Annotated in this window: 1 pseudogene; it reads right to left on the bottom strand. The window is 28.6% G+C overall.

Annotation, left to right across the window (positions count from 1 at the left end):
- Positions 1 to 54: 54 nt before the first annotated feature.
- Positions 55 to 238 (bottom strand): annotated as a pseudogene (locus SB775_RS33560) (DJ-1/PfpI family protein); the annotation flags it as partial.

Here is a 238-nt window from a genome sequence, read left to right as displayed (position 1 = left end):
CAAAGAGATAATTCTAACAAGCTCTAGAATTATCTCTTTGTTGAAGTTTAATGTTTAAAACCCCATAAGATTCTTTACATGTTTAGCGTTCTGTTTAGATGTTAATTTTTCAAGTAATAAAAATGCAACATCAAAAGCTGTACCTGGATTTGAAGATGTAATAATATTTCCATCTTGAACAATTAAATCATTTTGTACTTTTGCACCGAAATTCTTTAACTGCTCTTTTCGTTTACTC

It is taken from the genome of Peribacillus sp. SIMBA_075, from assembly GCF_046534585.1.
The sequence above is the reverse complement of the archived record's forward strand: the minus strand, read 5'-3'. Positions and strand labels throughout refer to the sequence as shown.